Source organism: Faecalimonas sp. LCP19S3_D12, from assembly GCF_052121495.1.
GTDB lineage: Bacteria > Bacillota > Clostridia > Lachnospirales > Lachnospiraceae > Faecalimonas.
The window spans coordinates 1-18,627 of record NZ_JBQKED010000007.1; the positions used below are offsets into that span (position 1 = coordinate 1).

The following is an 18,627-nucleotide window of genomic DNA, read 5'->3' on the forward strand; positions in this document are numbered from 1 at the left end:
CGTGATTTGTAGTATACCGAGTTCCCTACAAGAAGAATTATAAAGAAAAAATAAGCTCAGGGAAACATTTTCATTACGTTTTGTGCCTGAGCGAAGCGAAAGGAATGGATAAAACGATGAAAGATTATATTGTAAGAGCAACAGCGGCAAATAACCAGATCAGAGCGTTTGCTGCGACAACAAGAGATGTTGTGGAGACTGCAAGACAGAATCACAATACAAGCCCGGTGGCAACGGCGGCACTCGGACGACTGTTGACCGGGGGAGCCATGATGGGAACCATGATGAAAAACGAAAAGGATCTGCTGACGATCCAGATCAAATGTGAAGGACCGATCAAAGGTCTTACTGTGACTGCCGATGTAAATGGAAATGTAAAAGGCTATGTGGAGAATCCGGATGTAATGCTTCCGCCAAGCAAAGCCGGAAAGCTTGATGTGGCTGCAGCGCTTGATCTGGGAGTTTTGAGTGTCATCAAAGATATGGGATTGAAAGAGCCATATGTAGGACAGACAATTCTGCAGACGAGTGAGATTGCGGAGGATTTGACTTACTACTTTGCGACATCAGAGCAGGTTCCGTCGTCTGTTGGACTTGGTGTGCTGATGGAAAAAGATAATACTGTCAAACAGGCAGGTGGTTTTATCATTCAGGTCATGCCTTTTGTCGAAGATGCAGTGCTTGATAAACTGGAAGAAAATATTAAAAAAATTGATTCTGTGACAGCAATGCTGGATAAAGGTTACACACCGGAGCAGATTTTAGAGACGGTTCTTGAGGGGATGGATGTAGAATTTACAGATACGGTTCCAACTAGATTTTACTGTAACTGTACAAAAGAAAGAGTAGAAAAAGCGATTGTGAGTATCGGGAAAAAAGATATTCAGGAGATGATCGATGACGGAAAAGAGATTGAAGTCAACTGCCATTTCTGCAATACGAATTATAAATTTACAGTAGATGAACTGAAAGAGATTATAAAAAGAAGCAGGTAATGAGAGAGGAGGTCCGTTGAGATGAGAGACGGATTTGTAAAAGTGGCTGCGGCAACACTGAACACGAAAGTTGCAGATGTGGAACACAATAAGCGGGAGATCTTTCGTCTGATTGACGAGACAATTGAAAATGGAGCAAAGATTGTAGTGTTTCCGGAGCTTTGTATTACCGGATACACCTGTGGAGACTTATTTTCACAGGACATTTTGCTGAGTCAGTCAGCAAAGGCACTGGAAGAGATTGCCGCTTACACAACAGGAAAAGACGGATTATTTTTTGTCGGTCTCCCATATGTCGTGTGCAATAAGTTGTATAATGTTGCGGCAGCAGTATGCGATGGTGAAGTGATTGGGATGGTAACGAAGACGTTCCTTCCAAACTATAGTGAATTTTATGAAATGCGGCAATTCCAGCCGGGACCTAAAAAGGCAGATTGGATTCCGTATGGGGAGGAAGAGATTCCATTTGGACCGCAGATTTTATTTGCGTGTGAAGAACTTCCGAATTTAGTTGTATCAGCTGAGGTTTGCGAGGATGTGTGGTCTCCGGTTCCGCCGAGTATTCAGGCGGCACTTGCCGGTACAACAATTGTGGTAAACTGCTCTGCAAGCGATGAGACAGTTGGGAAAGATGCGTACCGCAAGCAGCTGATTTCCGGACAGTCTGCAAGACTCATTGCGGGATATGTGTATGCAAATGCAGGAGATGGAGAGTCAACCACAGATGTAGTGTTCGGTGGACACAATATTATCGCTGAAAATGGAAGCATCTTAAGCGAATCAGAACGCTTTATGAATGAGACTATTTACAGTGAGATCGATGTGGATCGAATCGTCAGTGAAAGAAGAAAAAATACGACTTTCCAGATGGAGGAAGACTTAGATCGATTTATTCGTGTTCCATTTTCAATTAAGGTGGAAGATACGAAACTTACAAGAACTTTTGAAAAATTGCCATTTGTGCCGGAGAATGAAAGTCTGAGAAATAGATGCTGTGAAGAATCTTTGATGATTCAGGCGATGGGACTAAAAAAACGTCTGAATCATACTAATTGTAAGAGTGCAGTCGTTGGGATTTCAGGAGGATTGGATTCTACGTTGGCGTTGCTTGTGACGGCAAAGGCGTTTGATTTGCAGGGAATAGACAGAAGCTGCATAGAAGCTGTCACAATGCCTTGCTTTGGAACAACTGACAGAACATACCAAAATGCATGTGTCTTGACGAAAAAGCTTGGGGCAACACTTCGTGAAGTAAATATTCAGGATGCAGTGAGGGTACATTTCCGAGATATCGGTCATTCTGAAGAGAAACATGATGTGACGTATGAAAATGCGCAGGCACGTGAGCGAACACAGGTGCTGATGGACATTGCTAATCAGACAGGCGGAATGGTGATTGGCACAGGGGATATGTCCGAACTTGCGCTTGGATGGGCAACTTACAATGGAGACCATATGTCAATGTACGGGGTAAATTCTTCTGTGCCGAAGACACTGGTTCGACACCTTGTGCAATATTGTGCAGATACTTGTGAAGACAAAGAGTTACAGGAAGTGTTAGTGGATATTTTAGACACGCCGGTAAGTCCGGAGCTCCTTCCGCCAAAAGAAGGGGAAATCGCACAGAAGACAGAAGATCTTGTGGGACCATATGAACTGCATGATTTTTATCTGTATTATATGATGCGATTTGGATATGCACCTTCTAAGATTTATCGTCTTGCAAGACAGACATTTGAAGGAATGTATGACAAGAATACGATTTTAAAATGGCTCAATACATTTTATCGACGATTCTTTGCACAGCAGTTCAAACGTTCCTGCCTGCCGGATGGACCGAAGACAGGAAGTGTTGCACTGTCACCGCGTGGGGATCTTCGAATGCCAAGTGACGCATGCGCGAATATCTGGTTGAGAGATTTGGAAGATATCTGCAATTAGAATTTAAGAATGTAATGAATAAGGACGGGAAATTTTCCCGTCCTTGTTATTATAGAGATAAGTTATATTATAGAGATAAATTATTTTTGTCATACATTGCTGCATCTAATTTTAAATAGTCTTCTTGTGAAATAGAATATACATTATTAGAATCTTTTGTTACACTGATTTCTATAACCTGTTTTTCACCGTAAGTTATATTCTTCATGTTAGCAGAAACTTTGTCATATAAGATTTGGAAAGTCTGTTCAATAATTTCATCTTGAGAAGGAATTGTACCGCTTTCAGCCTGTGCAGTAACAAGTGTTTCAACTTCAGCCTGTGTAGCTTCTAACACACCTTCAAATACCTGAGCAGGTTCAATCTCAACTTCTACTGTGTAATTTTTATCTTTGTCTTCTTTTGCCTCTTTTACAGTGTATTTTGTATTTTTAAACAAGTCAGTGAAAAGTTGCATATATTTTTCAGATAATTCTTCTGAAACACCAACAGCTGTCAACTGTTGTGTGGCAAGCTCTAAGTTTTGGTTATAGGTCTTTTCGGCATCTTCTTTTGTCTGCTTTGTGAGTTTTATATATTCATCAAACTCACCTTTGTACGTTGCGTCCAAACAGGCCTTTGTGTATCCAGATGCGTCAAATTTTTGAAAAGCAGCACATCCGGAAAGAGTTCCCATAATCAGTACCAATAAAGCTACAATCACATTTTTAAATTTTTTCATAAGTTATCCTCCTTATTTTTGGAAAAATTTTTTATAATTTTATCACAGAATTTTCACAATTACTAGTCATTTAATAAAAAAAATGTCGAAAAATAAAAGGAAACTAGTTAAAAACAAACAAATCTATAAATTTAGTTTTCGATAACGATTCAATGCCGCAAATATTTCTTGTCTGCGCGGAAGTGCCATGTTTGTGTTCGGTGCAATGCTGGAAAATCCGTTTTGTTCAAATGTTTGATACAGAGTATCTACTAATGTCTGCAAGTTCTTTTTTCCGTCAATTGCATTACTTTCTAAATGCTTGATGATGTATCCGAGTGCAGTTGTCTGTTCGGAGTCGGCAAGCTGCTCCACGTAGCGCAGATCAATCGTTTCCCGGTTGATTTGTACAGCATCTTTTCCAAGTGTCTTAACCTTGCATTTTCCCTGCGACCGAAATCCAGAATTTGGTTTGGGAATACGTTTGTAATCCGGCACATTAGGAATCGCCAAATGGTCATAATGTGGCAATGGAAAGGCTTTTGCTTCCTGCTTGGCAAAGTCCGTGATATTAAATGGCACGTATTGATCCATCTGCAAAATCAAATCTGCAATATGAAAATAGGATCCAGAGCTTCCGGCTACGATGATGGAAGAAATACCATATTGTTCAAAGAGCATTCGGGCACGCTCAATAAATGGTGTGATTGGTTCTTTGTTGCGGTTGACAACGCGCTGCATCAGTTCGTCGCGGATCATAAAGTTTGTTGCACTGGTGTCCTCATCAATCAGAAACAGTGACGAACCGGTCTCCATCGCCTCGATGACATTGGCAGCCTGTGAAGTACTTCCGCTGGCGTCTTCAGTATAAAAAGAAACAGTATCTTTGCCGTTTGGCAGATTGTTGATAAACATAGAAATATCTGTGTGTTTAATACTGCGCCCGTCTTCTGCACGGAGTTTTACGGCAGTGTCATCTGTGACAACGTACTCTCTGCCGTCACCTGCTATATGATTATAGACACCGAGTTCCAAAGCGTTGAGCAGTGTTGACTTTCCGTGATATCCACCGCCTACAATCAATGTAATTCCTTTTGGGATCCCCATTCCGGTAAGCTCGCCCTTATGTGGAAGAGACATCGTAACTTCAAGAGAAGCAGGAGAAGAAAAAGGCACGGCATCTTTCAGCGGCTGTGGTGAAATACCAGATTCTCTTGGAAGAACCGATCCGTTTGCAACAAAAGCTACGAGGTTTCGTCTTTTTAGCTCGTGACGAATGTATGCCTGATCTTCTGCGAGATCATGGATCTGCTGTAATTTCTGGTGGTTCAATTTTGCATAAAACAAGGTGTTATACACGCAGTTAGGAAGAAAATCAAACAAGATTCGAATGAGCTCTTGTGCATTGATCGTTCGTCCGTTTGCTGGGAATCCGATTTCCATTCGAAGTACAATATCTCCGTTTTTAGGCTGAATTGTGCAGGCAGTACGCTCTAAAATTTCCTGCCTGCATTGGCTGATGGACAATAATCCGCTTTTCCCAGAACCCTTTGCCTTAAAATTATAACGGTCAATCCCCTGGTGAAATTTGCGAGTCAGGCAATCTTGAAGTGCAATCCTTTTTTCATAACTGTCATACAGTATAGATGGAAAACAAGCATCTTTTCCGAGAACACGGATGCTCACTTTGGATGGGGAGGCAAACGGGTCTCCCTGCACGTGGTCGATAGAGAGCACATAGTGGTCGAACTGATAGATACCTTTCGTTTCTTTGTAAGCTGGATAACTTTTACGGTGTATTTGATTTAATAAAGTCTGCAGGGCTGCAGAAGACTGTATAGCCATAATAAAATTCCTTCTTTCTTTTGAAATATATTTATTTTATCAGAGAATAAGAAACGTTTCTAGTTTTTATTTTATTATTTATTTTTTTCTGTTGACAAATGGATGGAATGAGACTATGATAAAGGCACTCGTCTAAGAGCAATTCAATTATTCAAAAGGGATGATCATCCCAAGTATCCAAAACGAGAACAATTTGAAAACGGAAAGGAGGATCGCACAAGAGAAACTATATTAACAGGCAAATTTTAGATTGGAGGAAAAAGTTTGAAAAAAATGAAACGACTTTTTTCATTTGTCTTAATCTGCGCAATTGTTTTTGGTGCACTGAGTGTTTATGCCAAGGACACGAAGAATTCCCCTTCTGTGGAAGAAAAGCTTCGGATGGCCGAGGAAATACGGAAAATTCTGCGAGAGGTAGGAGTCGGCACCGTGGAGGGATGCGACAAAATTTCAAAGCCAGAATTTATAACCAAAAGCAGTATTTATACGCAGGTGTTGGAGGCGAATGTAGGTGCAATTGATATTGTAGATTACAATCAGACTGCGCCGGATGGTGTTCCGTGGGTAGTTTTAGAGCATTGGAACGAAGGGAGATTGGGAGCTAGTAGTGGAGAGTCATTGTACTGTGCAAATCCAACACTTTCGTTTCGTTCGGGCTATAAGACTGCAGTAGATGCTTCAAGGTATTATAATCAGACCACGATTCAGATGATTGCGGCAATGTTTTATTATTATGATCATTATATGTGTGGTGGAATTAGTGATAATTATGGATATCTGCTTAAGCAGTGTGCTGTCTGGTGGGTGTTGAATGAAGTACATCACTGGTATGGCAACGCTGTAATAGAGACTGGTAATGGTGTGAATTGTAATTGGGGACATTTGATTTCAACACATAAAAGTGAATACATGGCAAATGGAATGGTATGGGCAAAAAATAATTATAAGTACTTCCAAGATGCATATGGAACAATTTATGAAGGTTCAGGTCAGCCGTTGAGCAAGTGGGGTGGAACATATAAACCATTTGGAATTGTAAAATTAGAAAAAGAATCGGGGAATCCTATTGTGACAGATCAAAATAGCGGCTATTCTCTGGAAGGTGCAGAATTTGGTGTATATAGCAAGGAATCTTGTTCGGCGGAGGAGCAAGTAGGTATACTTCAAACGGATGCAAATGGAATTTCGAATGAACTCACGTTGTCTGCAGGCACTTATTATGTGAAAGAAATTAGGGCGCCAAAAGGATATGCATTAAATCGAGATATAAAAATGGTGACTGTATCGGCGGGGAGTGAAAGCACTGTGCGGTTTGCAGATGTGCCACAACTTTGCCCAATTAAGGTACTTCTTAAAAAAGTAGATATGAATACAGGGGAAAACAGACCACAAGGAAATGCCACACTGCGCGGAGCGAGATTCACTGTAAAATATTATGATGGATTATGGGGGGAAAATATGGATCCGGCAAAGTTAGGTAAAATACCAAAGCGAACATGGGTGTTTGAGACAGATGAAAATGGACAATGTTCGTATGAAAAGAAGTATCTAGTGTCGGGGGATAAGTTATATGAGAATTTGAATGAACAACCAGGGGTTCCGATTGGGACACTTACGATTCAGGAGACGAAAGCTCCAGAAGGATACTTACTGAATTCGGAAGTATTCGTAAGCCAAATTACAGCAGAGGGAGACGCAGAATGGGTAGACACATATGAGACACCCGTAGTTTCAGAACAAATTTTGAGATTGGATTTGGTTAAAAAGCAGGAAGAGTCGGATATTCCAATTCCAGGAGTAGATTTTGAACATGAAAAGCCAGATGGAACAAAGGAAGTCGTGAAAACGGATGAAAATGGAGAATTGACACTGAAGGGATTACAGTATGGTACACATCGAATACGGGAAATTGCAGTGATGGATGGCTATCTGTTGAATGGGAATGTAATTGAATTTCACGTTGCGTCCAATAACCGTATTCGAATTACATCCAAAATAGACAATACTCTTGGAAAGACAGAAATAGAAGTGACAAAGGAAGGAAATATGATTGTCAAAATGGAAGATCCACTGGCACCGTTTTCTCTTTTGGTTCACAAAGAAAATCAAAAAGGAAAACGTCTGGAAGGAGCAGAGTTTACATTGTACACGGAGAAAACATGTGAGAACGAAGTGATGAAAGGAAAGACAGATGTAAATGGAATTTTAGATTTAAAAGATTTGGAGATTGGAAAGCTATATTATATGAAGGAGACAAAAGCACCAGACGGATATCGTATCCCTACAGATTTATTAGGAAGACCTTTGCTATATGAACTTCGGGTAGAAAGTATTCCGACAGAAGATCGATTTATCTTTTATGTAAATGGAAAAGAATATGATGCATCGGATCAAAATGGCATGTTTACCGTAGGGGGAACGAAAGCAGACAGGGAAATTCATGTGACAGTAATCAATGAAACAGGTATGAAGCTTCCCGATACAGGTTCAAAATGGATGATTCCGATTGTAACAACCGGTGGGGTATTGTGTCTGTTTGCAGTCGGACAGCAAAAAAGAAGAAGGAGAATGGAATCATGAAAAATAAAATAATAAAAGTGATGTGTATTTCGATTTGTATGACCATGTTGTTCGTTTCGGGAGGAGTTGGAACTACGAAAGTGTTGGCATCACGTGAAACAGAAACAAAGAATTGCGATTCTGTAGAGACTCCGACAGGAACAGCTGATTTTGAAAGAGGAAATGCCAGTATCACAATTCGAGGAAATGGTGGACAGTCTCTCCGTGGAAAAATATTTCGTATATATCAGCTCTTTCGCGCAGAAAATGCATCTGGTGGAGAATCTATCCAATATACACTCAATCCAAACTACGAGAAATCAGTGAAAATAGTTGTAGGTAAAGCGCTTAATAAGAATGCAACACAAGTGACAGAGTATGAGGTGATTGATTATATTCAGTCACTGAACAATAATCAGATAGAAGGTGCAGACGCAGAGCAGCGGTTAGAAGGAAGCTATAGTTCCTATCGGTATTTTGTTGAAAAATTGAGAGATCAGATTGTGGAAGATCAGGTGGAGACAGATGTGGTGATGGTAACAGAGACGAGAAAAGATAACTCGATTGTAATCGGAGGGTTAGACTATGGGTACTACATGGCCGATGAGATAAGTAGTGTAAATGGAAGTCATGCCTCCTCGTCTCTTTGTATTGTGACAACAGCGAATCCAGATGCAGATATGAATGTGAAATCTGATTATCCAAGTGTAACAAAAAAGATTCAGGAAGATGACAAAAGAGAATCTATTGGAAATGATGGATGGAATGATATCGCAGACTATGAAATTGGGCAGACTGTTCCGTATAGATATGAATCGAATATTCCAAATATTAATGGTTATAATACGTACTATTATGCCTGGCATGATCGCATGGATGAAGAACTGACATTCCATGAGGATTCTGTCAACATTACAATATATGCGACATCTAGTTCTCAATCAAAATATTACACATTAGGAAGAGATGAATTTCAAGTATTTACAAATCCGGGAAATGAAGAGACATTTAAAATAGAAATCAAAGATCTGAAATTAATCGTAGATCGAGAGTTTGACAGGAAAAATGCGATGAATGAAAATGTATATGGGCAGAAAGTAGTATTGACATATGAAGCAACATTAAATGAGAAAGCGGTGGAAGATACAGGTAGACCCGGATTTGAGAACGATGTACGTTTAGAGTTCTCAAATGATCCAGACTCTAATGGAGAGGGGAGTACAGGATATACTCCGTGGGACACAGTCGTATGTTTTACTTATAAATTGAATGGATTAAAAACGAACGATCAGGGAACAAAATTAGAAGGAGCAAAGTTTCGTTTGTATTCAGATGAAGGGTTAAAGAACGAAGTGTACGTAAAGAAAATAGCATCGGGCTATTGTGTGATCAATCGTGATTTAGCGGGAAATACTGTTCCGAAAGAAGCTGTTGAGATGGAATCAGATCAAAGTGGCAATTTTGTGATTTTTGGTCTAGATAGTGGAACGTACTATCTGAAGGAAACAGAGGCACCGACTGGATACCGTCCACTTCTTGATCCGATCGTATTGGAATTGAAAGCAATTTTCACGGAAGGGCGAAATAGTTATATGAAGGGAGACGGTGGCACCGAAAAAATTTTGAAGAAATTAGAGGCAAATGTATATATAAAAGAATTTTTAGACGGAGCATTGGAAGAACGACACACAGCGCTTGTGACGGATAATAAGGATGGGGCAGTAAACTTAAATATCATTAATACGGCAGGAAAAAAATTACCAGTGACTGGGTCATCAGCTATGCTTTTTTTAGCCGGGACAGGTATATTTTTATTGGCAAGTTCTATCATTTATCGTCATAGAAAATCAGACAATTGTAAAAATCAGTAAATTCAGGTATTGAAAATATGAAACAAAAAATAATAACGGTATTGTGTTTTGTAACTGGATTGTTTCTTTGCTCTTATCCGATTGTGAGTAGTCGAATTGAGCATAATAGGCAGAAAAAAGCGATTGCAACATACAAAAAAGATGTAAAAGAGACAATAGATATGCAATTAGTGTGGGAATCGGCACAATATTATAACGAAATGCTAGCACAGATGCATGGAAAAATTGTGGCGGGAGTGGTGGAAAAAGTGCTTCGTAAGGAACATTATGAAACGCTTTTGAATGTTTCTCAAACAGGAATTATGGGAACTCTTTCAATACCTAAGATTAATGTAGAGCTACCCATTTATCACGGAACAGAAGAGGAAGTCTTGGCTGCTGGAGCAGGTCACATGGAAGGTACAGCACTTCCAGTTGGAGGGGAGAATACAAGATGTGTGCTCACCGGGCATAGAGGGCTTCCAAGTTCCAAGTTGTTTACCAGACTAGATGAAATGAAAGAAGGAGATTTGTTTTTTTTAGATGTCTGTGAAAAGACTCTTGCCTATGAGGTATCAGAGATTGAAGTGATTGAACCGGAGGATATACAAGCCATAGAACCTAAACGAGGTGAAGATTTGGTCTCACTTGTCACATGTACCCCGTATGGATTAAACACACATCGCCTTGTAGTGACAGGAAGAAGAGTAGCTTACCAGAAAAAGGAAGGGCTGCAATTTAGAAAAAGTGTTCCTTCTATAAGAGAAGTGTGCTTTGCATGTCTCCCAATTGCATTTTTTATATCTGTCTTTATACCTAAGAAAAAAACAGGAGGAGAAGATGTTTAAAACGAAGAACATATTAATAGTGTTTGTGTCTGCACTATTTTTAATGGGGGGCAGTGTAGAGGCAGCAAAAGGAGAAACCTATGGGAAAATTCATATTATCTTAACAGATGGAAAAGAGGGAACAAAAAAAGAAGGAGTTGAATTTTCTTATATAAAAGTAGCGGATTGGAAAGATGGAAGTTACGAGATGAGAGGACGGTTTGCAACATCCAATATAGATTTGGATCAAATTGAAACCGCAGAGCAGTTGGAAGAAGTTGCGACGGAATTGGGGGAACTTTGTGAGAGAATGGATGGCAGCATTCAGACAGATCGAAATGGTGAAGCGGAGATACAAGATCTCAGTGAAGGTGTGTACTTGATTACGGCAAAAGAGACAAAAGATTATGATTGTATTTCACCATTTCTTGTTGCGATGCCAACATGGAATGAGCAAAGTGGTGAGATGATTTATGAGATTGAAGTAATTCCAAAGCATACTTCGATTCGTGAAAAACCCAAGAAAGAAGCGGTTAAGACAGGAGATGAAATGTCAAAAATATGGTATGGCATGGGTATGAGTATGGGGGTTGTTGGAGCGATTTTATGTATGTGGAGAATGAAGGAAAAGAAGAAATAGGTTAATATCGCACCTTGTCACATCCTTTTTTAATATGATAGAATATCAGACAGAACAGGAAAAGGAGGACATCCAAATGGGAATGACTATGACGCAGAAGATTCTTGCCGCGCATGCAGGATTAGAATCTGTAACTGCAGGACAATTGATTGAAGCCAAGCTAGATGTGGTTATGGCAAATGATATTACAGGACCGATGGCGGTTCCGGTGTTTTATCAGATGGCAGATAAAGTGTTTGACAAAGATAAGGTAGTGTTAGTACCGGATCATTTTACGCCAAATAAAGATATTAAATCAGCAGAAAATTCAAAATCAATCCGTGAGTTTTCAAAATGTCAGTGCCTGACACATTATTTTGAAATCGGGCAAATGGGGATTGAACATGCGATTCTGCCAGAAAAAGGAATTGTAGTTGCAGGTGAATGTATCATCGGTGCGGATTCTCATACCTGCACATATGGCTCACTTGGAGCGTTTTCTACAGGCGTAGGTACGACGGATGTTGCAACTGGTATGGCAACAGGAGAATTGTGGTTTAAAGTGCCAAGTGCAATCAAGTTTGTGCTCACCGGAAAGCCGGGGAAATATGTCAGCGGAAAAGATATTATTTTACATATTATAGGAAAAATCGGAGTTGATGGAGCACTGTACAAATCGATGGAATTTGTAGGAGATGGTATTGCGAATCTTTCTATGGATGACCGTTTTACAATGGCGAATATGGCGATTGAAGCCGGTGCTAAAAATGGTATTTTCATCGTAGATGAAAAAGCGGAAGCTTATATGAAAGAACATTCCGAGAAAGAGTATAAGGTTTATACTGCTGATGAGGATGCCGAATATGACGAAGTGGTAGAGATTGATTTGTCAAAGGTGAGACCAACAGTAGCTTTTCCGCATTTGCCGGGCAACGCAAAGACAATTGACGAAGTAGAAAAGATGGAACCGATTAAGATTGATCAGGTAGTGATTGGCTCTTGTACAAACGGAAGAATGGAAGATATGCGCAGAGCGGCAGCGGTTTTGAAGGGACATAAAGTGCATGCGGATGTACGTGTGATGGTAATTCCGGCAACACAAAAGATTTATTTACAATGTATTGAAGAAGGACTTGTGACAACATTTATTGAGGCGGGATGTGCGTTCAATACTCCGAGCTGCGGACCTTGTATGGGAGGACATATGGGAGTTATGGCAGCAGGTGAGAAATGTGTATCTACAACAAATCGTAACTTCGTGGGAAGAATGGGACATGTAGATTCACTTATTTATCTGGCATCTCCGGAAGTAGCAGCGGCAAGCGCGATTGCAGGATGCATTGCCAATCCAGAGAAAGTAGGTGACAAATAATGAAAGCATTAGGACATGTATTTAAATATGGAGATAACGTAGATACAGATGTAATCATTCCGGCAAGATACTTAAATTCTTTTGACGGAAAAGAATTAGCAAGCCATGCGATGGTAGATATTGATCCAGAATTTGCAAAAAAAGTAAAACCGGGTGATATGATTGTCGCAAATAAAAATTTTGGATGTGGTTCTTCAAGAGAACATGCACCGCTTTGCCTGAAAGAAGCGGGTGTAAGCTGTGTGATTGCAGAGACATTTGCCAGAATCTTTTATCGAAATGCAATCAATATCGGACTTCCGATCATTGAATGTCCGGAAGCAGCGAATGGGATTGAAGCAGGAGACGAAGTGGAAGTGGATTTTGACAGCGGAAAGATTTATAATCGTACGAAAGGAACAGAGTTTCAGGGACAACCATTTCCGGAATTTATGCAGAAGCTGATTGAGGTAGGCGGATTAGTAAATTATACAAACAGTAAGAAAAAATAATAGAAAAAGATACCCCGGCATTAGATTTTTATGCCGGGGTATTTGATTGCCGGGGAAATATATGATACAATAAGGCAACTTTACGAAAAAGGAGGAAAAGAATGAATCAAGTAGAGAACAAAGGAAGGGTGGTAGCCCTGCTCCCAATAGGAGCATTTCTGGTAATCTTTTTAGGTTCCGGTATTGTAACAGGAGATTTTTATGCGATGCCTGCAATCGTAGCGTTTTTGATTGGGTTGGCAGTAGCATTTATGCAAAACAAAGAATTGTCATTTGCGGAGAAATTGTCAGTCATTTCAAAAGGCGTAGGAGATGAGAATATTATTACGATGAGTCTTATTTTCTTGTGTGCCGGAGGATTTTCCGGGGCGGTGACAGCAGCAGGTGGTGTGGAGAGTACAGTTAATTTTGGACTTTCAGTATTGCCGTCCAATGTTGCGGTTGTCGGTCTTTTTGTTATTGGTTGCTTTATCTCAGTATCAATGGGAACGTCGATGGGAACGATTGCAGCACTTGCACCGATTGCTGTTGGGATCAGTGAAAAGACTGGTTATGAGATGGCAATTTGCATTGGTGCAGTTGTGTGTGGTGCGATGTTTGGTGATAACTTATCGATGATTTCAGATACTACGATTGCAGCAGTAAAGACACAGGGATGTGAGATGAAAGATAAATTTAAGGCGAACTTTCTGATTGTACTTCCAGCAGCAATCGTTACAATTATCATATTCCTGATTATTACAAGGAATGGAAATTATGAAATAACTGAAGAGCTTACATATAATTTATGGCAAGTACTTCCATATATTCTTGTTTTGGTCGGTGCCCTGATTGGAATTAATGTATTTGTAGTGCTGATTAGTGGAACCGTTTTGTCTCTTATTGTAGGTGTGGCGACAGGAACACTTGCAGTGTCTGAGATGTTCAGCGTAATTGGAGATGGTGTGACAGGAATGTACGATATTACGGTGATTTCAATCGTTGTGGCATGTATTGTTTCGCTTGTAAAGGAATATGGCGGTATTCAGTTTATTTTAAATCTGATCAAATCGAAAATCAGCGGAAGACGAGGTGGAGAACTTGGAATTGCCGGACTCTCTCTTTTGGTTGATGCATGTACGGCGAATAATACGGTTGCAATTGTAATGGCGGGACCGATTGCAAAGGAAATCAGCGAAGAGTTTGACATTGATCCGAAACGTTCAGCTTCCCTTTTGGATATTTTTACATCCGTGGGACAAGGGTTGATCCCATATGGAGCACAACTTCTTTCCGCAGCAACATTAACGGCGCTTACACCGTTTGAGATCATACCGTATCTGTATTATCCGATTTTCATGGCGATTAGTGCAATCTGCTTTATTTTGTTCCGAAAAGAACGGAAACGTATGTAGCAGAGTGACAAATGTCCGTCGCAGCAAAAAACGAAATTGCGAAGTCGCGAGTTTTGTGATATATTTATATCTATAGTGAAAAAATGTGAAAAAGGGTGGTTGAGATGAATTTATTGTATAAAAGTACAAGAAACGCAGAAAAAACAGTGACAGCTTCCGAGGCAATTTTAAAAGGTCTTGCAGATGACGGAGGGCTTTTTGTTCCGGTGATGATTCCAAAGCTGGATGTCGATATGGGGACACTGAAAGAGATGTCTTATCAAGAGACTGCATATGCGGTGATGAAACAGTTTTTTACCGATTTTACGGAAGAAGAATTAAAAAGCTGTATCACAAAAGCATATGATTCAAAATTTGATACTGAAGAGATTGCGCCTCTTGTGAAAGCAGATGGTATGTATTACTTAGAGTTATTTCATGGAGCAACCATTGCCTTTAAAGATATGGCATTGTCCATTTTACCACATTTATTGACGACTTCTGCGAAGAAAAATAATGTAAAGAATGAGATCGTGATTCTGACAGCGACTTCCGGAGATACTGGGAAGGCAGCGCTTGCAGGATTTGCGGATGTAAAAGGGACAAGGATTATTGTATTCTATCCAAAAGACGGTGTGAGCAAGGTGCAGGAACTTCAGATGGTGACACAAAAAGGCGACAATACATCGGTTGTTGCAATACATGGGAATTTTGATAATGCGCAAAGTGGTGTGAAAGCAATTTTTGAAAATAAAGAGCTTGCAAAAGAGATGGATGCTGCGGGGTATCAATTTTCTTCTGCTAATTCTATCAACATCGGTCGACTTGTGCCACAGATTGTATACTATGTGTATGCATATGCAAAATTGCTTAAAAATGAAGAAATTGCAGAGGGAGAACAGATTAATGTAGTTGTTCCTACTGGAAATTTCGGAAATATTTTGGCGGCATATTACGCAAAACAGATGGGAGTTCCAATCGCAAAACTTGTATGCGCATCGAATGAGAACAAAGTCTTGTTCGATTTCTTCCAAACAGGTGTGTATGATAAGAATCGAGAATTTATTTTGACAACATCGCCATCGATGGATATTTTGATTTCAAGCAATTTAGAGCGTCTGATTTATCTCATTGCAGGTCAGGATGCTGTAAAGAATCAGGATTTGATGCGCGCATTAAAATCACAGGGTGTTTATGAGATCTCAAAAGAGATGAAGGACAACCTGGATGATTTTGCGGCAGGATATGCAACGGAAGACCAGGTGAAGAAGACAATCTCTGAGATTTATAAATCTACAGGATATGTGATCGATACGCATACAGCAGTTGCGGCATCGGTTGGGAAAGCATATCTTGAGGAAAACAAAGATGAGAGAAAAACAGTGATTGCATCTACTGCAAGTCCGTACAAATTTGCAAGAAGTGTGATGACTTCCATTGATGAAAAGTATGATGCGTTGGAAGAATTTGACTTGATATCGGAACTGGAAAAGATTTCATGTGTCAAGATTCCAAAAGCAATTGAAGAAATTCGAGATGCCAAGATTGTTCATACAAGAGAATGTGATGCGGACAAGATGGAAAATACTGTAAAAGATATACTGGGTGTATAAGAAAAGAGGATATGATTCATGGCGGATGTTACAAGCTGGGTTGGAATTGTGGTTTTTGCATGTGGAATTTATTGTCTATATGCGACGATTATGATGAAGACAAAAGGTGAAATTAATCAAAATATTCTTTTGGGGCGAGAGTATCAGTTTAAAAAGTGCAAAGACAAAGAGGCCTATATTAAAGAGATGTTCCCGCATTTGTGTCTGTTTGCAATTGTTACGACATTATCTGGTTTGGTGGATATGATTAATAGTTTTATTACAGATGTATTTTATATAAACATTGTAATGATGATAATTTTTATAGTTGAACTGATTGTATTCAGTAGAATGAGTTTGAAATTAAAGAAAAAATATTATTAATTTATTTCACTATAGAGAGGTCCTGAAATCACAAGTTTAATCGTGATTTTAGGACTGTTTGCATTTTTAGAGTGATATCTATGACAGGGTTATAGGAACGTGAAATTTTTGACAAACAAATTGCAAAATTAGTTGAAAAATTAATGGAATATAATTGAAAACAGATAAAAATGGATTAAAAACGCAAGAAATATATTTTAATCTTGCATTTTTGAGATTTATTTTATAGAAATTTAATGTTTTTATAGAAATAAATGAATTAGATACGCGTTATATCTTTCAAGAAAGTATTGACTTTATGAGTGAAGTATGTATAATTAAAATCAGTGAAACTTGGAGAAATTCAAACTACTATATTAAGAAATGAGGTTAGAAGTAAGATGGCAAAAATTGATTTAAGCAAGTATGGTATCAGTGGAACTACAGAGGTAGTTTACAACCCTTCTTATGAAGTGTTATTTGAAGAAGAGACAAAAGCAGAGTTGGAAGGTTTTGAAAAAGGACAGGAAAGTGAACTTGGCGCAGTCAACGTTATGACAGGTATCTATACAGGACGTTCTCCAAAAGACAAATTTATCGTTATGGATGAGAACTCAAAAGATACTGTATGGTGGACTTCAGATGAATATAAAAATGATAATCATCCAGCATCTCAAGAGGCTTGGGATACATGTAAAGAACTTGCAATTAAAGAGCTTTCTAATAAGAGATTATTCGTAGTAGATGCATTTTGTGGAGCGAACGCAGATACACGTATGGCAATTCGTTTTATCGTGGAAGTAGCATGGCAGGCACACTTTGTTAAGAATATGTTTATTCAGCCAACAGAAGCGGAACTTGAGAACTTCGAACCGGATTTTGTTGTTTACAATGCTTCTAAAGCAAAAGTTGAAAACTATAAAGAACTTGGCTTGAATTCTGAGACAGCTGTTATGTTTAACATTACAAGCCGTGAGCAGGTTATCCTGAACACATGGTACGGCGGAGAGATGAAGAAAGGTATGTTCTCTATGATGAACTATTATCTTCCATTGAAAGGTATTGCTTCTATGCACTGTTCAGCAAACACAGACATGAACGGAGAGAATACAGCAATCTTCTTCGGACTTTCAGGAACAGGTAAGACAACATTGTCTACAGATCCAAAACGTCTTCTGATCGGTGATGACGAGCATGGATGGGATGACAATGGTGTATTCAACTTTGAAGGTGGATGCTATGCAAAAGTTATTAATCTTGACAAAGAATCTGAGCCAGATATTTACAACGCAATCAAGAGAAATGCACTTCTTGAGAACGTAACATTAGATGCAAATGGAAAGATTGATTTTGATGATAAGAGTGTAACAGAGAACACTCGTGTATCTTATCCAATTGACCATATTGAAAAAATTGTACGTCCTGTATCAGCAGCTCCAGCAGCGAAGAATGTAATCTTCCTGTCAGCAGATGCATTCGGAGTACTTCCACCAGTATCTGTGTTGACACCAGAACAGACAGAATACTACTTCTTATCTGGCTTTACAGCAAAACTTGCAGGTACAGAGCGTGGAATCACAGAGCCTACACCGACATTCTCAGCTTGCTTCGGACAGGCATTTTTGGAACTGCACCCAACAAAATATGCAGAAGAGCTTGTTAAGAAGATGAAAGCAAACGGTGCAAAAGCATATCTTGTTAATACAGGATGGAATGGAACAGGAAAACGTATCTCTATCAAAGATACACGTGGTATCATTGATGCGATCCTGAACGGAGATATCGAGAAAGCTCCTACAAAGAAGATTCCATACTTCAACATCGAAGTACCTACAGAACTTCCGGGAGTTGATACAAATATTCTTGATCCACGTGATACTTATGCAGATGCTGCAGAGTGGGAAGAAAAAGCAAAAGATCTTGCAGGAAGATTCATTAAGAACTTCGCAAAATATGAAAGCAATGAGGCAGGTAAAGCACTTATTTCTGCTGGTCCACAGTTATAAAAATATAGGTAGATAAAAAACCGGGTATGTTTCCTCGCATACCCGGTTTTTTCGCATCTGTGCTATAGAATAAAATGCGAGAACATGATAAGAT

The 18,627-nt window shown here is 39.4% G+C and carries 14 protein-coding genes; 12 read left to right on the top strand and 2 right to left on the bottom strand.

What is annotated here, in order from left to right; genetic code table 11:
* Positions 1-116: 116 nt before the first annotated feature.
* The gene (hslO, locus tag ACTQXY_RS03260) at positions 117-995 is read left to right on the top strand and encodes an Hsp33 family molecular chaperone HslO (RefSeq protein WP_441658297.1); all 879 of its coding nucleotides are present in this window, start codon (positions 117-119) and stop codon (positions 993-995) included.
* A 21-nt stretch (positions 996-1,016) separates the two neighbouring features.
* Positions 1,017-2,936, top strand: a complete 1,920-nt coding sequence (locus tag ACTQXY_RS03265) for an NAD(+) synthase (RefSeq protein WP_441658245.1) — start codon at positions 1,017-1,019, stop codon at positions 2,934-2,936.
* A gap of 67 nt (positions 2,937-3,003) precedes the next feature.
* Here the strand turns inward: ACTQXY_RS03265 and ACTQXY_RS03270 are convergent, their stop codons facing one another.
* Together ACTQXY_RS03270 and ACTQXY_RS03275 are read right to left on the bottom strand one after the other, a co-directional pair.
* Entirely contained in the window at positions 3,004-3,657 is a 654-nt protein-coding gene (locus tag ACTQXY_RS03270) for a hypothetical protein (RefSeq protein WP_441658246.1), read from the bottom strand.
* Positions 3,658-3,780: 123 nt separating this feature from the next.
* Positions 3,781-5,481, bottom strand: coding sequence for a P-loop domain-containing protein (locus ACTQXY_RS03275; protein ID WP_441658247.1), 1,701 nt, complete (start codon positions 5,479-5,481; stop codon positions 3,781-3,783).
* Between the two features lie 273 nt (positions 5,482-5,754).
* On the opposite strand from ACTQXY_RS03275, the gene ACTQXY_RS03280 reads away from it, so the two are divergent.
* The 10 genes from ACTQXY_RS03280 to pckA all read left to right on the top strand — a co-directional run bounded on the left by ACTQXY_RS03280 (position 5,755) and on the right by pckA (position 18,533).
* On the top strand, positions 5,755-8,061 hold the full coding sequence (locus ACTQXY_RS03280) for a SpaA isopeptide-forming pilin-related protein (RefSeq protein ID WP_441658298.1): 2,307 nt from the start codon (positions 5,755-5,757) through the stop codon (positions 8,059-8,061).
* Positions 8,058-9,911, top strand: coding sequence for an isopeptide-forming domain-containing fimbrial protein (locus tag ACTQXY_RS03285; RefSeq protein WP_441658248.1), 1,854 nt, complete (start codon positions 8,058-8,060; stop codon positions 9,909-9,911). Before ACTQXY_RS03280 ends, ACTQXY_RS03285 begins: the two co-directional genes overlap by 4 nt.
* Positions 9,912-9,928: 17 nt before the next feature.
* Positions 9,929-10,738 (top strand): class C sortase, encoded by an 810-nt coding sequence (locus tag ACTQXY_RS03290; protein ID WP_441658249.1) that lies wholly within the window; start codon positions 9,929-9,931, stop codon positions 10,736-10,738.
* Positions 10,731-11,357, top strand: coding sequence for a pilin N-terminal domain-containing protein (locus ACTQXY_RS03295; protein ID WP_441658250.1), 627 nt, complete (start codon positions 10,731-10,733; stop codon positions 11,355-11,357). The genes ACTQXY_RS03290 and ACTQXY_RS03295 overlap by 8 nt, the downstream gene beginning before the upstream one ends.
* 76 nt (positions 11,358-11,433) lie before the next feature.
* On the top strand, positions 11,434-12,708 hold the full coding sequence (leuC, locus tag ACTQXY_RS03300; RefSeq protein ID WP_441658251.1) for a 3-isopropylmalate dehydratase large subunit: 1,275 nt from the start codon (positions 11,434-11,436) through the stop codon (positions 12,706-12,708).
* The gene (gene leuD, locus ACTQXY_RS03305) at positions 12,708-13,199 is read left to right on the top strand and encodes a 3-isopropylmalate dehydratase small subunit (RefSeq protein WP_147611285.1); all 492 of its coding nucleotides are present in this window, start codon (positions 12,708-12,710) and stop codon (positions 13,197-13,199) included. Before leuC ends, leuD begins: the two co-directional genes overlap by 1 nt.
* A gap of 101 nt (positions 13,200-13,300) precedes the next feature.
* Positions 13,301-14,593 (top strand): Na+/H+ antiporter NhaC family protein, encoded by a 1,293-nt coding sequence (locus ACTQXY_RS03310; RefSeq protein WP_441658252.1) that lies wholly within the window; start codon positions 13,301-13,303, stop codon positions 14,591-14,593.
* A 104-nt stretch (positions 14,594-14,697) separates the two neighbouring features.
* Positions 14,698-16,185, top strand: coding sequence for a threonine synthase (gene thrC, locus ACTQXY_RS03315; RefSeq protein WP_441658253.1), 1,488 nt, complete (start codon positions 14,698-14,700; stop codon positions 16,183-16,185).
* Positions 16,186-16,203: 18 nt separating this feature from the next.
* Positions 16,204-16,548, top strand: a complete 345-nt coding sequence (locus ACTQXY_RS03320; protein WP_441658254.1) for a hypothetical protein — start codon at positions 16,204-16,206, stop codon at positions 16,546-16,548.
* A gap of 380 nt (positions 16,549-16,928) precedes the next feature.
* Complete coding sequence (gene pckA, locus ACTQXY_RS03325) at positions 16,929-18,533, top strand: phosphoenolpyruvate carboxykinase (ATP) (RefSeq protein ID WP_441658255.1); 1,605 nt, start codon at positions 16,929-16,931, stop codon at positions 18,531-18,533.
* Positions 18,534-18,627: the final 94 nt, after the last annotated feature.